Genomic DNA, 12,683 nt, shown 5'->3' on the forward strand with positions numbered 1-12,683 from the left:
GGGGGGGGGGGGGGGGGGGGGGGGGGGGGGGGGGGGGGGGGGGGGGGGGGGGGCCCCCCCCCCCCCCCCCCCCCCCCCGCGGCAGTGATGACACAGGCGAGTTTCTTCATGGGCCCACCGTTACCCAGTTGGCTACGCAGAGTGTCCAGTTGATGAACGCTCTGGCACGTTGCCGGGACTAAAAGGTGCGGCTGCGCTGATCGACACCGAGCGGGCCGTACGGGTAGTCGTTCGGCCGGGGGTCGCTGGCCTCGTCGAGGATGCTGATCTCGTCGACGGTCAGGTGCAGCCCCGCCGCCTTGAGGTTCGCGTCCAGCTGGTCGAGGGTGCGCGCGCCGAGGATCGTCGAGGTCACGCCGGGCCGGTCGGTCACCCAGGCCAGGGCCACCTCGGCCATCGACACGCCCCGGGCCTCGGCGACCCGCTGCACGGCTTCGACCACGTCCCACGTACGCACGCTGTTGCGCCGGTCGTAGGCCTCCATGCCCCGTTCCGGGTTGTCACCGAGGCGGGTGTCCCCGGTCGGGCGCTGGTCCCGCCGGTACTTGCCGGTGAGCCAGCCCCCGCCGAGCGGACTCCACGGCAGCAGCCCGAGCCCGGCGTCGAGCGCGGCCGGGACGATCTCGTACTCGGTCTCGCGGACGAGTAGGTTGTACTGCGGCTGCAGGCTGACCGGCCCGGCCAGGCCCAGCTCGCGGGCCAGCGCGACCGCCTTGGTGAGCTGCCACCCGGTGAAGTTCGAGAACCCGTAGTAGCGGATCTTGCCGGCCCGGACGAACCCGTCGAGGGTGCGCAGGGTCTCGTCGAGCGGGGTGAACGGGTCCCACGAGTGGGCCTGGTAGAGATCGACCGCGTCGACCCCGAGCCGGCTCAGCGAGGCGTCGAGGGCCCGGGTCAGGTGCCGCGCCGACAGCCCGGCGCCGTTGGGGTCGGCCGCCATCGGGAAGCGGCCCTTGGTGGCGAGCACGACGGCCTCGGTGACGTCGGCCGGGCGCGCGGCCAGCCAGCGACCGATGATCGACTCCGACTCGCCCTTCGAGTAGACGTCGGCGGTGTCGACGAACGTGCCGCCGGCCTCGACGAACCGGTCGAGCTGGGCGTGCGACACCTTCTCGTCGGACTCGTTGCCGAAAGTCATCGTGCCGAGACAGAGCGAGGACACGGCGCAGCCACTGCGCCCGAGCGTGCGATATTCCATGTCTTCAACCTAACCCCGGTTCCCGTACGGAAACCTCCGGCTCAAGATCGGCCGGACCCTCGGTGTCATCGGCGGTGGCCGGTGCTGAATCATCATCGGCATGGCAGTGATGGTGGAGATCCACTTCCCGGCGACCGGCGAGGACGAGTGGATCGACGACGTGGGTGACTTCCTGATCGACCTCGAGGACGAGTTCGGCCTCGAGGAGTACGAGGACGGCGAACAGATCGGCGACGAGTACGTCTTCTTCATCGCCGGCGCCAACGAGCGCACCCTGCTGAAGGCCGCCTCCCGGGTGGCTGCCCGCAAGGGCGTGCCCACGGGCGCCTACGCCATGGTGACCGTGACCGACGCGCCGAAGGTCGGCCTGGGCCGCCGGGTGAGCCTGCCGGCCCGCTGATCCTGGGGTTGTAGGTCCGATACAGCCCGGTTATCGGCGGCCCGCCCAGACTGCCGGCATGAGACTACGAAACGTGTTCGCCGTCGGCGCGGCCGTGTGCCTGGCCGTCGGCCTCACCGGAGCCCCGGCCGCGGCCGCTGAGGCGGCGACCTGGCAACTGGTCACGCCCGTCGCGCCGGAGTGGCAGAAGTTCAACGGCGGCGACATCCAGGTCTTCGGGCCCGACTCGGCCCTGATGCAGGGCAGCACCAACGCCACCATCTGCTGGGAGTGCACGGACCAGCGGCACACCTGGCAGTGGGGCGGCACCCAGTGGACCGACGTAGCGACGCCGCCCAAGCAGGTCCCGGTCAAGGCGATGACCGGCACGGCGCTCGACGACCGGTGGCTGTTCGGCGAGTACGAGCCGGCCACCGACGGCATCTACCGCGGTTACCACTGGGACGGGCGGACCTGGACCGACCGCAGCCCGGCGCCCCGCACCTTCCAGCCGCAGGCGGCCGAGGCCAGTGCCCGCGACGACGTATGGGTGGCCGGCGACGACCGTACCACCGGCGGCTGGCAGCCTGCGGTGGCCCGGTGGAACGGGCAGTCCTGGGCGATCACCAAGCTGCCCTCGGTCACGTCCAGCGTCAGCCTGGCCGGCATCCACCGGACGGGTCCGCGAGAGGTCTGGGTGGTCGGGCAGAAGCATCTGGGCAATGCGACCGGCAGCGTGTACCTGGCCCGCTGGGACGGTGAGGTCTGGACCGAGGTGCAGGCGCCGGTGGGCTCCGGCCCGTACGGCTGGCGGACGACCAAGATCGCGGGCCGGGTGGGCGACGTGTGGATCGCCGGCCAGGACCCGGCCACCAAGTGCGCGCTCACCCTGCACTGGGACGGGAGCGGGTTCACCAAGCAGAACATCTGCGGCCCGGCGTCGTCCCCCGCCCAGACCGTCACTGCCCTCACCGAGTTCGAGGGGGAGTGGCTGCTCGGCATCACCCCGAGCGCGATCGGCTCGGCCCGCGCCGACGGCGCGCTGCGCCGCTGGACCGGCGCCGCGTGGCAGGTCGTGACCGGACCGTACGCCCGGACCACTGACGTCACCGAGCTCGAGCCGATTCCCGGCGGTGGACTGTGGATGATCGCCCAGGGCGGGGCCGCGACTGGACCGGTCTCGAACCGGGAGGTATGGCGACTGGCCAGTTGACAACTCGTCTCGGCACCTGCAAAACTTCCGTTGCAGGTGCCGAGACGAGCGGGGAGGCTGATGAAGTCGTCCGAACTGACCGGCGACGAGCTGGTGCAAGTGCTGTCCACGCTCTCCAACCCGCACCGGATCCGGATCATCGCGGCGCTGATGGACGGCCGGGAGTACGTGAGCCGGCTGGCCCGCAGGTTGGAGATCAGCCGGGCGCTGCTGCAGGTACACCTCCGCAAGCTGGAGGCGGCGGGGCTGGTGGAGGCAACCCTCGAGCTGTCGCCGGAGGGCAAGGCCATGAAGTACTACACGATCTGTCAGTTCGCCATCGAACTGACGCCGCAGGCACTCGCCGCGGCCGCGCCCACCCTCAGCTATGAAGAGGCGCGGCTCCGCGACGACCCGCAGGAGCAGGGGTGATACGGAAGATGGAGCTGGCGGTGAACGATTACGCGATCATGGACTTCGGCTACGCGGCGGTGCTGCTGCTGTTCGGCGTCCTGTTGGTCTGGACGGCGCGTTACGTCTGGCAGACCCGGACGGTGAACAGCAAGGAGAAGGAGTTCCGCGAGCTGGCCGAGGAGTCGGTCGCCCGCCAGACGGCGACGGGCGCCCAGGTCACGAGCCTGACGTCCGAGGTCGCCGACCTGCAGCGCCGGGTGCAGGCGATGGAGAAGCTGCTGCGGGACGCGGAGTAGCGCCCGCTCCCTCGGGCCGGCGGACGACGATGTCCAGATCGGACGGTTCGAGCCAGCCCTGCGCGACGGCCCGGGCCCCGGCCTGGAACCGGCTGCCGGCTTGGAGGCGGGCCATCAGGTCGGCGACGATCCGCCGGGCCGTGCGGACCGAGAAACCCAGGCTGCGGGCCACCACCTCGTCGGTGGAACCGGAGGCGAGCAGCCGGGTCACCGCGCGTTCCTGCGGGGTCAGCTCATGGTCGTCCTGCTGCGGCTCGCCGAACCGGGCGGCCTGGTTCCAGAGCTGGTCGAACAGGGCCAGCAGGGCGCTGACCGGGCCGGCGCCGCGCAGGACGACGGCGCCGCTGCCCGGTTCGGCGGGATTCAACTCGACCAGGGCGATCTCCCGGTCGTAGATGGCGACTCGAGGCGGAAGTTGCGGGGTGGTCCGGACATGCGCACCACGACACGACAACCAGGTGGCGTAGTCGGCCACGGCAGTCTCGTTGAAGCTGCTCTCGAGGAAGATGTACCGCAGTTCCACGTTGTTGGACAACAGATGCCGGTCGAGAGCGGTGGCCGACTCGGGCCGGCCCGGATCGCGGATCAGATCGATACCGGTCACCGCGAGCTCGGTGCGGCAGTCGTGGGTCAGACGCTCCGTGCAGGCCCGGACGGCGTCCATGTCGTAGAAGGTCTGCATGCCCACACGCTCGGTGTCGGACCGGCTCTCGCGGTACTCGCCGAGCATCCGGGTGACGGCCATCCGGGTGTTGGAGATCGCCTTCTGGCGTTCGAGGAGTTCCGCCTCCTGCCGCTGGAGCAGCAGGCTCAGCCCGAGTTCGGGGTGGATCAGCTGTTGTTTGCCCGGCTCCTCGAGGGACGGACGGACCAGCGACAGGCGGGACAGCTGACCGATTGTGCGTCCCACCCGGGCCGTCGGCCAGCCGAGGTCGCCGGCCAGTTCGCTGACGTCGGCCCGGGGCCGGTTGAGCATCGCGCGGTAGACGATCTGCGCGTCCGGCCCGAGATCGAGGTCGGTCGTCATCGAATCGCTACCCCCAGATAAGTCACAACCCGAAAAAATCACGAGATGCCGCGATAAGTCCGGCTGAGCATTCTGACGGAAGCACAGCGCGGCCAGCAACCCGGCAATTCGGAAGATCCGCTCGACGCGGCGTGTCGTAAGACCGCTGTTTCTACCGCGAATGTCCGTTGTGGACCCTACCCTCGCGGTCTGTGTGCTGACTGTCGGTCATTGAACTCATCGACGTTTGAGGATTCCTGCCATGGGTATTTGCGCGTGTCACGAGGGCGAAAAGAGGCGCTGTGACCCTCGTCACGAGGGCTTTGCCCCCTCTACGCCATTTCTTGGCACATGGCAGCTATTGCCCCTTGCAGAAACGTGCCACGGCAGGTACCTGTCACGGTTGCGGCCGGACAGGAGCCGAACCCTCGCCCCAGACTTGCGGTGGCGGGGGCCCCGGGTCACATCCGGTGAAGTCAATCCCCCGTGCGCATGTCTGAGCGGAAACGGGGGATCAGATGGGGACACGAGTCTGTCCAAAACGGATCAGGCGAGCCGCCCGGTGAGGGCACGGCTGCTGGGACCGGTCGACGCCTGGTGCGGGCCGGACCTGGTCGAGCTGAACGGTTCGAAGATCAGAACTGTCATGGCCATGCTGCTGCTGGCCCGGGGGCGCGTCGTCGAGGACGCCACCTTCACCCGGATGCTGTGGGGCGCCGACGCCCCGGTCACCGCGCCGGCCCAGCTGCAGACGTACGCGTCCCGGCTGCGCCGGATGCTGACCGGCCACGCCGAGGTGGTCCGGCAGCGGCCGGGCTATCTGCTGCGCATGACCGGCCCGTCGTCCATGGTCGACCTGGTCGAGTTCGACGCGCTGGCGGCCCGGGGCCGGGTCGAGCTGCAACGCGGCAACCACCTCGCCGCGACCGGTTCGCTGGCCGCCGCGATCGAGCTGTGGCAGGGTCCGGCCCTGGTCGGGGTGACCGAGGCGCTGTCCGAGGCCGAGTCGCCGGCCCTGCTGGAACGCCGGCTCTCGGTGGTCAGCGACCGGATCGAGGCCGACCTGGCCCTGGGCCGGCACGCCGCGGTCATCTCCGAGCTGACCGGCCTGGTGGCGGCGCACCCACTGCGCGAGAGCCTGCGCGGTCAGCTCATGAGAGCGCTCTACCGCTGTGACCGGCAGGCCGACGCGCTCCGCGTCTACCAGGAGTACCGGGTCCGGCTGGCCGACGACCTGGGCATCGATCCCGGCCCGGCGCTGCAGGAACTGCACGGGGCCCTGCTGCGCGGCGACACCGCCGTCGCCGCCCCGGCGCCGGTCACCGCGGTCGCGTCGGCCGCTCCGGCCGCGCCCGCCGATTTCACCGGGCGCGAGTTCGAGCTGATCCGGCTGCGGACCGCGCTGACCGCCGGGAACGCCAGCGGGGCAGCCAAGATCGCCGCCGTCGTGGGCCTGCCCGGCGTCGGCAAGACCGCGCTGGCCCTGCGGGTCGCGCACGACATCGCCGCCGACTACCCGGACGGCCAGGTCTTCGTTTCGCTGCGGGACACCGAGGGGCGGCCCCGGGCGGCGGTCGACGTGCTGGCCGAGATCTGCGCGACCGGCGGCAGCCCGGCCCCGGCCCCGGCGACGACGGCCGACGGCGTGCGGCAGTACCGCGGCGCGTACGCGGGCCGGCGGATGCTGCTCGTGCTGGACGACGCGGCCGACGAGGAGCAGGTGCGCCCGCTGCTGCAGGCGCCCGCGACGTGCGGCGTGCTCGTCACCAGCCGGGCCCCGCTGACCGCGCTCGACGGCGTCCGCCCGCTCGTGCTCGGCGCGTTCGCCGCCGGCGAGGCGACGATGCTGCTGGCCCGGATGGCCGGCGAGACCCGGGTGGTGGCCGACGCGGCCGCGGCCGAGGCGGTCGCCGAGGCCTGCGGCTACCTGCCCCTGGCGGTCCGGATCGCGGGGGCCCGGCTGGCCGGCCGTCCGCACTGGCCGCTGGCCAACCTGGCCGCCCGGCTGCGGGACCAGAGCCGGACGCTGGACGAGCTGACCGTGGCCGACCGGTCCGTCCGCGACGCGCTGCGGTCCAGCGTGAGCGCCCTCGACGACCGGTTGCGGGTCTCGCTGCGGCAGCTGGCGGCGCAGGACACGACCGCCATGACCGCCCAGTCGGCCGGCCGCGTGCTGGGCCTGTCGCCGGCCGAGGCCGAGGACCGCCTGGACGAACTGGCCGAGGCGCACCTGCTGACCGTGGACACCACGGGGGCGCGCTCGGTCTACCGGATGCCCACGTTGATCCGGCTCTATGCCCGGGAACAGGGCGACCGGATCGTCATGAAGGTGCCACCGGCGCGCGGCCTGAGCGCGATATGGCCGGTTGATGGGCCGGATATGGAACGGGGCCGCAGGGTGGGCCGGTCAATCCCGACCGGACGGAGAACCGGATGCTGATCCTTCGCAAGGCGGATGTCGAGAGCCTGCTCGACGGGCGCGAACAGGACGTCCTCGACGTGGTCGGGCGCGCCTACCGGCTCCACGACGAGGGCCGGTCCGCGCTGCCCCACTCGTCCTTCCTCCGCTTCCCGGACCAGCCCCGGGACCGGATCATCGCGCTGCCGGCCTTCCTGGGCGGCGACACGAAGCTGGCCGGTCTCAAGTGGATCGCCTCGTTCCCGGGCAACCTGGAGCGGGGCATCCCCCGGGCCAGCGCCGCGCTGCTGCTCAACTCGTGCGACACCGGGGTGCCGGAGGCCCTGCTCGAGGCGTCGCTGATCTCGGCCCGCCGCACGGCCGCCGGCGCCGCCCTGGGCGCGCTCGCGCTGGGCGTCGAGGCCGCGCCGCGGGGGGTGTCGCTGCTCGGCTGCGGGGTCATCAACTTCGAGACCCTGCGGTTCCTGCGGACGGCGGCCCCGTCGCTGGCCGAGGTCGCGCTGTTCGACCTGGACGCCGAGCGGGCCAAGACGTTCGCCGAGCGGGCCGAGGCCACCTTCGCCGGTCTGACCGTCACGGTCGTCGACAGCGCGGCCGAGGCGCTGGCCGCGCACCGGCTGGTCGCCCTGGCCACCACCGCGGCCACGCCTTACCTCGACCTGGCCGACTGCCGGCCGGGCACCACGGTGCTGCACACGTCGCTGCGCGACATCGAGCCGGAAGCCCTGCTGGGCGCCCAGAACGTGGTCGACGACGTCGACCACGTCGCCCGTGAGCGCACCTCGGTCCACCTGGCCGAGCAACTGGCCGGTCACCGCGACTTCATCGACGCGACCATCGGCGCGGTGCTGCGCGATCCGGCCGCCCTCACCCGCGACCCGGAGAGGGTCCTCGTCTATTCACCGTTCGGCCTCGGCGTGCTCGACATCGCGCTGGCCGACCACGTCCGCACCCTCGCCCTGGCCGCCGGCCGCGGCGTGCGGGTCGACGACTTTCTCACGGAGGCCCAGGCCTGATGACGACTTCCCGCGACTGGCAGCCCCGCCCGATCACCCCGGCCGACATCGGCACCGCGCCGACCGCGGCCGGACTGGTCGAGCACCTCGAGGGCAACACCGAGCTCGGCAAGGAGCTCACGGCCGCGATGGCCCTGCTGTACACCGGTTTCGACGTCCAGCCGGACGAGATCGAGCCGATCATGGACCTGCTGCTGCCGCGCCGGCTGGCCTACGTGCACGGCAACTCGCCCCGGACCAAGGTCGGGTCGAACCTCTACACCTCGACCGAGTACCCGGCCGAGTTCACCATCTCGATGCACAACGAGCTGTCGTACGCGAGCTCGTGGCCGACCCGGCTGGTCTTCTACTGCCACACGGCGGCCGAGACCGGCGGGGCCACGCCGCTGGTGGACGCGGCCCGCTGGCTCGAGGCGCTCGACCCCGAGGTGCGCGAGGCGTTCCGCGGCGGCGTCCGGTACTCGCAGAACCTGCACGGCGGCCGCGGCCTCGGCAAGAGCTGGCAGGACACGTTCGAGACGACCGACCGCGCGACGGTCGACGCGTTCCTGACCGAGTCCGGCGCCGAATGGCAGTGGCAGCCCGACGGCAGCCTGCGGATCACCTCGGTCCGGCCCGCCACCATCCGCCACCCCGAGACCGGCCAGGAGGTCTGGTTCAACCAGTCCGACCAGTGGCACCCGGCCGCCCTCGGCGACACGACCGCGGCCGCGCTGGCCCAGATCATGCCGGCCGAGGAGCTCCCGCAGTCCGTGACGTTCGCCGACGGCCGCCCGATCCCGGACGACTACGTGATCCAGATCCGCGACCGCGGCCTCGCCGAGGCGGTCGACGTGAACTGGAAGCGCGGCGACGTCCTCGTCTTCGACAACATCGCGGTGGCACACGGCCGCCGCTCGTTCACCGGGGCCCGCCGGGTTCTCGTCGCCATGTGCGACTGAGGCTCCACCCGGTCACCCGCCCCGCATCCCCAGGAAGGAAGTCCCGTGCCGACTGAAGAAGAGTCGTCCCGACGTCAACCGCTCACCGACCGGATAGCGCACTGGTCGGCGGTGCATCGCAAGGCGACCTTCTTCGGCTGGCTCGGGCTGACCCTCGTGCTGCTGGCCATCGGCGCGGTGGTCGGCGGCAAGGGCCCCGGCCACTACGACCCGGGCGAATCGGGCCAGGCGCAGCGGATGGTCGAGGAGGCCGACGGCGCCGCCGTACCGCCGACCGAGAGCATCCTGATCCAGTTCCCGGCCGGCTCGGCCCCGTTCGCGCAGAACACCGAGCACCAGCAGGCCGTGACCGAGGTGGTCACGGCGCTGGGCGGTCTCGGCGACAAGATCTCCAACGTCGCCGGGCCGACCCCGGCCGAGCCGCGCGGTCTGGTCTCGCCCGACGGACGGTCGGCGCTGGTCACGTTCTCGCTGGCCGGGCCCCGCAACGGCTGGGCCAACGCTCCTTCGACGATCGCCGCCTCCGAGCAGGCCGCGGCCGGGGTGGCCGCCCGGCACCCGGGCGCGACGGTCGTGCAGTCCGGGGTGGCCAGCGTCGACCTGGCCATGGACGAGGTCACCGAGGACGACTTCACCCGGGCCGAGATCATCTCGATCCCGCTCACGTTGCTGATCCTGGTCCTGGTGTTCGGGGCCCTGGTCGCCGCCTCGGTGCCGCTCATCCTGGCCATCAGCGCGGTGGCCGGCGCCATGGGCCTGCTGACCCTGGGGGCCAACTGGCTGCCGGTCAGCGACAGCGCCTCGTCGCTCGTGCTGCTGGTCGGCATGGCCGTCGGCGTCGACTACTCCCTGTTCTATCTGCGCCGGGCCCGCGAGGAGCGGATGGCCGGCCGGTCGGTCAGCGAGGCCCTGCGGATCACGGCCGCGACCTCGGGCCGGGCCGTGGTGATCAGCGGTCTGACCGTCATGGTGTCGATGGCCGGGCTCTTCCTGACCGGCATGGACACCTTCACCGGCATGGCCTTCGGCACCATCGCGGTGGTCGGCCTGGCCGTGGTCGGCTCGATCACCGCCCTGCCCGCCCTGCTGGCCATGCTCAAGACCCGCGTCGACAGCGCCCGTCTGCCCTGGCTGGGCCGGCGGCGCACCGCGGCCGGCGAGTCGAAGATCTGGACGGCGATCGTGCACCGCGTGGTGAAGCGCCCGCTGATCTGGGGCCTGTTCGCCACCGCGCTGCTGGCCCTGGCCGCCCTGCCCGCGTTCGGTATGCGGCTCAGCGACCCCAGCCTGCAGCAGCGGCTGCCCGACACCATCCCGGCCATCAAGAACCTGGGCACCATCCAGGCCGCGTTCCCGGGCAACGCTTCCCCGGCCAAGATCGTGGTCAGCGGGCCCGGCGTCGAGACCCCCGCCTTCGAGACCGCGGTCGACAACCTGCGGGCCCAGGTCGCGGCGAGCGGGGGACAGCTGCGCGAACCGGTTCGCACGGCCGAGATCGGCGACGGCGATACCCGGGCCGTCTACGTGTCGCTGGCCGGCACCGGCAGCGACGACGAGTCGCACCGGGCACTGGAACTGCTGCGCGACAAGGCCCTGCCGGCCAGCCTCGGCCAGGTCGCGGACGTCGAGTTCGCGGTCACCGGCGAGACGGCCGGCATGTACGACAGCGCCAAGACCCTCGACACGCGTACGCCCATCGTCTTCGCCTTCGTGCTCGGCTTCGCCTTCCTGGTGCTGGTGGCCGCGTTCCGGTCGGTCGCGATCCCGCTGATCTCGATCGCCTTCAACCTGCTCTCGATCGGCGCCGCCTACGGCCTGATGACGTGGATCTTCCAGGACGGGCACGGCGCCTCGCTGCTGGGCTTCACCCCGTACGGCGGGATCATCAGCTGGCTGCCGCTGTTCATGTTCGTCATCCTGTTCGGCCTGTCGATGGACTACCACGTGTTCATCCTCAGCCGGATCCGTGAGCGCTGGGCTGCGGGCACACCGAACAAAGAGGCTGTCGTGCACGGCATCGGCGGCAGCGCCGGCGTGGTGACCAGCGCGGCCGCGGTCATGGTGGCGGTGTTCGCTGTCTTCGCGGCGTTGTCGCTGGTCGACTACAAGATGCTCGGCATCGGGATGGCGTTCGCCATCGCGGTCGACGCCACCATCGTCCGCGGCGTGCTGCTGCCGGCCGCGCTGACGCTGCTCGGCGATCGCAGCTGGGCGTTGCCGCGGTGGCTGCGCTGGCTGCCGGGCATCACCCTCGAGGCGCCGCCGGAGCCGGCCGCCGAGGCGCCCGGCCCGCACGGGGACGACGCTCCGGTCGTACGCAAGGAGGACCAGCCCGTCGCCGGCTGACCTCGACCGGATCGCAGAAGGGCCCGTCGGTGCGTCTCGCGCCGGCGGGCCCTTCGCTGTCCGTAGCCGTTCTATCGCGGGCGCATAGGCCGGATAGAGCCGCCGTATGGAACCGCGGCCCACAGTGGATCAGTCGCGTGCCGGTGTGTGCGGCCTGGACCGATTTAGGAGATCCGTGTGGCGGAAGAGGCCCTCAAGGGCATCCTCAGTGCGATCGGGAACACGCCGCTCATCGAGCTCGGCAAGCTGATACCGGACGCGCGGTTCCGGGTGTTCGCCAAGATGGAGCGGTTCAACCCGGCGGGCAGCGTGAAGGACCGCACCGCCCTCAACATGCTGATCGACCTCGTGCGGCGGGGCCGGCTGTCGCCGGACCGCTCGGTGGTGGTCGAGTCCAGCTCGGGCAACCTCGGCGTCGGGCTGGCCCAGGTGTGCCGGTATTTCGGGCTGCGTTTCGTCTGTGTCGTCGACGCCCGCACGACCGAGCGCAACCTGGCCATGTTGCAGGCCTACGGGGCCGAGGTCGAGGTCGTCACCGAGCCCGACCGCAGCACCGGCGAGTTCCTCGCCGCGCGGTTGCGCCGGGTCCGCGACCTGGTCGCCACCATCCCGTACGCCTACTGGCCGAACCAGTACGGCAACGCGCTCAACCCGGCGGCCCACCAGAACACCATGCGCGAGATCGCCGAGGCGCTCCACGGCCGGGTCGACTACCTGTTCTCGGCGGTGAGCACGACCGGGACCATGCACGGCTGCTCCGACTACATCCGGGCCCACCGGATGACCACCGACGTCATCGCGGTCGACGCCGTCGGCAGCCGCATCTTCGGCGACACGGTCGGGCCCCGGCTCATCCCCGGGCACGGCGCCGGGGTCCGCCCGGCGCTGGCCGACACCGCCCACGCCGACGACGCCGTCTTCGTCAGCGACCTCGAATGCGTGGTCGAGTGCCGGCGCCTGCTGCACCGCGAGGCGGTGCTGGCGGGCGGCTCGTCCGGCGCGACGGTGGCGGCGCTGCAGAAGACCGCCTACCGGATCCCGGACGGCGCCACCTGCGTCCTGATCTTCCCGGACGGCGGCGACCGCTACCTCGACACGATCTATTCCGACGAGTGGGTGGCGACCCACTTCGGCGACGTGGCCCACCTGTGGCGCGAGGCCCCGCAGGTGGCCCCGCTGGTCGCCGGCTGACTTCGACACCCCCTTCGACCGTACGAACCGACAAGGAGCACCCCATGAGCGACGAGCAGCGCGACGAGCGGACCTACCAGGTCGTCCTCAACGACGAGGAGCAGTACTCGATCTGGTGGAAGGACCGCGACCTGCCCGCGGGCTGGAGCACCGAGGGCACCGAGGGCACCCGCGAGGAGTGCCTGACCCGGATCAACGAGGTCTGGACCGACATGCGCCCGCTGAGCCTGCGCCGCCGCATGGAGCAGGCCGCCGGCTGACGGCCGGGCCGACCACCGATCCCGC

At 71.7% G+C, this 12,683-nt stretch carries 12 protein-coding genes; 10 read left to right on the plus strand and 2 right to left on the minus strand.

What is annotated here, in order from left to right:
* Positions 1-178: 178 nt before the first annotated feature.
* On the minus strand, positions 179-1,198 hold the full coding sequence (locus M1L60_RS25245; protein WP_253239987.1) for an aldo/keto reductase: 1,020 nt from the start codon (positions 1,196-1,198) through the stop codon (positions 179-181).
* 100 nt (positions 1,199-1,298) lie between these two features.
* On the opposite strand from M1L60_RS25245, the gene M1L60_RS25250 reads away from it, so the two are divergent.
* Genes M1L60_RS25250 through M1L60_RS25265 form a run of 4 tightly spaced genes read left to right on the plus strand, consistent with a single transcriptional unit; the run spans position 1,299 to position 3,479 of the window.
* Complete coding sequence (locus M1L60_RS25250; protein WP_253239988.1) at positions 1,299-1,598, plus strand: hypothetical protein; 300 nt, start codon at positions 1,299-1,301, stop codon at positions 1,596-1,598.
* Positions 1,599-1,656: 58 nt separating this feature from the next.
* The gene (locus tag M1L60_RS25255) at positions 1,657-2,790 is read left to right on the plus strand and encodes a hypothetical protein (protein ID WP_253239989.1); all 1,134 of its coding nucleotides are present in this window, start codon (positions 1,657-1,659) and stop codon (positions 2,788-2,790) included.
* Positions 2,791-2,850: 60 nt separating this feature from the next.
* Positions 2,851-3,201 carry an ArsR/SmtB family transcription factor gene (locus M1L60_RS25260; RefSeq protein ID WP_253239990.1) on the plus strand — a complete coding sequence of 117 codons (351 nt, stop codon included), beginning with the start codon at positions 2,851-2,853 and terminating at the stop codon, positions 3,199-3,201.
* A 20-nt stretch (positions 3,202-3,221) separates the two neighbouring features.
* Positions 3,222-3,479, plus strand: coding sequence for a hypothetical protein (locus M1L60_RS25265; protein ID WP_253239991.1), 258 nt, complete (start codon positions 3,222-3,224; stop codon positions 3,477-3,479).
* Here M1L60_RS25265 and M1L60_RS25270 read toward each other — a convergent pair.
* Positions 3,400-4,506 (minus strand): helix-turn-helix transcriptional regulator, encoded by a 1,107-nt coding sequence (locus M1L60_RS25270; protein WP_253239992.1) that lies wholly within the window; start codon positions 4,504-4,506, stop codon positions 3,400-3,402. The two genes, M1L60_RS25265 and M1L60_RS25270, sit on opposite strands and share 80 nt — an antisense overlap.
* Before the next feature lie 541 nt (positions 4,507-5,047).
* Between M1L60_RS25270 and M1L60_RS25275 the strand changes: the two genes are divergently transcribed.
* The 6 genes from M1L60_RS25275 to M1L60_RS25300 all read left to right on the plus strand — a co-directional run bounded on the left by M1L60_RS25275 (position 5,048) and on the right by M1L60_RS25300 (position 12,658).
* Positions 5,048-6,925: an AfsR/SARP family transcriptional regulator gene (locus M1L60_RS25275; RefSeq protein WP_253239993.1), complete on the plus strand. Its 1,878-nt coding sequence runs from the start codon at positions 5,048-5,050 to the stop codon at positions 6,923-6,925.
* Positions 6,919-7,920, plus strand: coding sequence for a 2,3-diaminopropionate biosynthesis protein SbnB (gene sbnB / locus M1L60_RS25280; protein ID WP_253239994.1), 1,002 nt, complete (start codon positions 6,919-6,921; stop codon positions 7,918-7,920). The genes M1L60_RS25275 and sbnB overlap by 7 nt, the downstream gene beginning before the upstream one ends.
* Positions 7,920-8,861, plus strand: coding sequence for a TauD/TfdA family dioxygenase (locus tag M1L60_RS25285; RefSeq protein ID WP_253239995.1), 942 nt, complete (start codon positions 7,920-7,922; stop codon positions 8,859-8,861). The genes sbnB and M1L60_RS25285 overlap by 1 nt, the downstream gene beginning before the upstream one ends.
* A gap of 45 nt (positions 8,862-8,906) precedes the next feature.
* On the plus strand, positions 8,907-11,207 hold the full coding sequence (locus M1L60_RS25290) for an MMPL family transporter (RefSeq protein ID WP_253239996.1): 2,301 nt from the start codon (positions 8,907-8,909) through the stop codon (positions 11,205-11,207).
* A 177-nt stretch (positions 11,208-11,384) separates the two neighbouring features.
* Positions 11,385-12,398: a 2,3-diaminopropionate biosynthesis protein SbnA gene (gene sbnA / locus M1L60_RS25295; RefSeq protein ID WP_438862152.1), complete on the plus strand. Its 1,014-nt coding sequence runs from the start codon at positions 11,385-11,387 to the stop codon at positions 12,396-12,398.
* A 44-nt stretch (positions 12,399-12,442) separates the two neighbouring features.
* A complete protein-coding gene (locus tag M1L60_RS25300) occupies positions 12,443-12,658 on the plus strand; it encodes an MbtH family protein (protein ID WP_253239997.1) in 216 nt (71 codons plus the stop codon).
* Positions 12,659-12,683 lie beyond the last annotated feature (25 nt).

The organism is Paractinoplanes aksuensis (assembly GCF_024137025.1).
Taxonomy (GTDB): domain Bacteria; phylum Actinomycetota; class Actinomycetes; order Mycobacteriales; family Micromonosporaceae; genus Actinoplanes; species Actinoplanes aksuensis.

Bases quoted from the DNA above. Each gene is read 5' to 3' on its own strand.
- M1L60_RS25245 (WP_253239987.1), bottom strand. From the start codon at position 1,198: ATGGAATATCGCACGCTCGGGCGCAGTGGCTGCGCCGTGTCCTCGCTC.
- M1L60_RS25250 (WP_253239988.1), top strand. From the start codon at position 1,299: ATGGCAGTGATGGTGGAGATCCACTTCCCGGCGACCGGCGAGGACGAG.
- M1L60_RS25255 (WP_253239989.1), top strand. From the start codon at position 1,657: ATGAGACTACGAAACGTGTTCGCCGTCGGCGCGGCCGTGTGCCTGGCC.
- M1L60_RS25260 (WP_253239990.1), top strand. From the start codon at position 2,851: ATGAAGTCGTCCGAACTGACCGGCGACGAGCTGGTGCAAGTGCTGTCC.
- M1L60_RS25270 (WP_253239992.1), bottom strand. From the start codon at position 4,506: ATGACGACCGACCTCGATCTCGGGCCGGACGCGCAGATCGTCTACCGC.
- sbnB (WP_253239994.1), top strand. From the start codon at position 6,919: ATGCTGATCCTTCGCAAGGCGGATGTCGAGAGCCTGCTCGACGGGCGC.
- M1L60_RS25285 (WP_253239995.1), top strand. From the start codon at position 7,920: ATGACGACTTCCCGCGACTGGCAGCCCCGCCCGATCACCCCGGCCGAC.
- M1L60_RS25300 (WP_253239997.1), top strand. From the start codon at position 12,443: ATGAGCGACGAGCAGCGCGACGAGCGGACCTACCAGGTCGTCCTCAAC.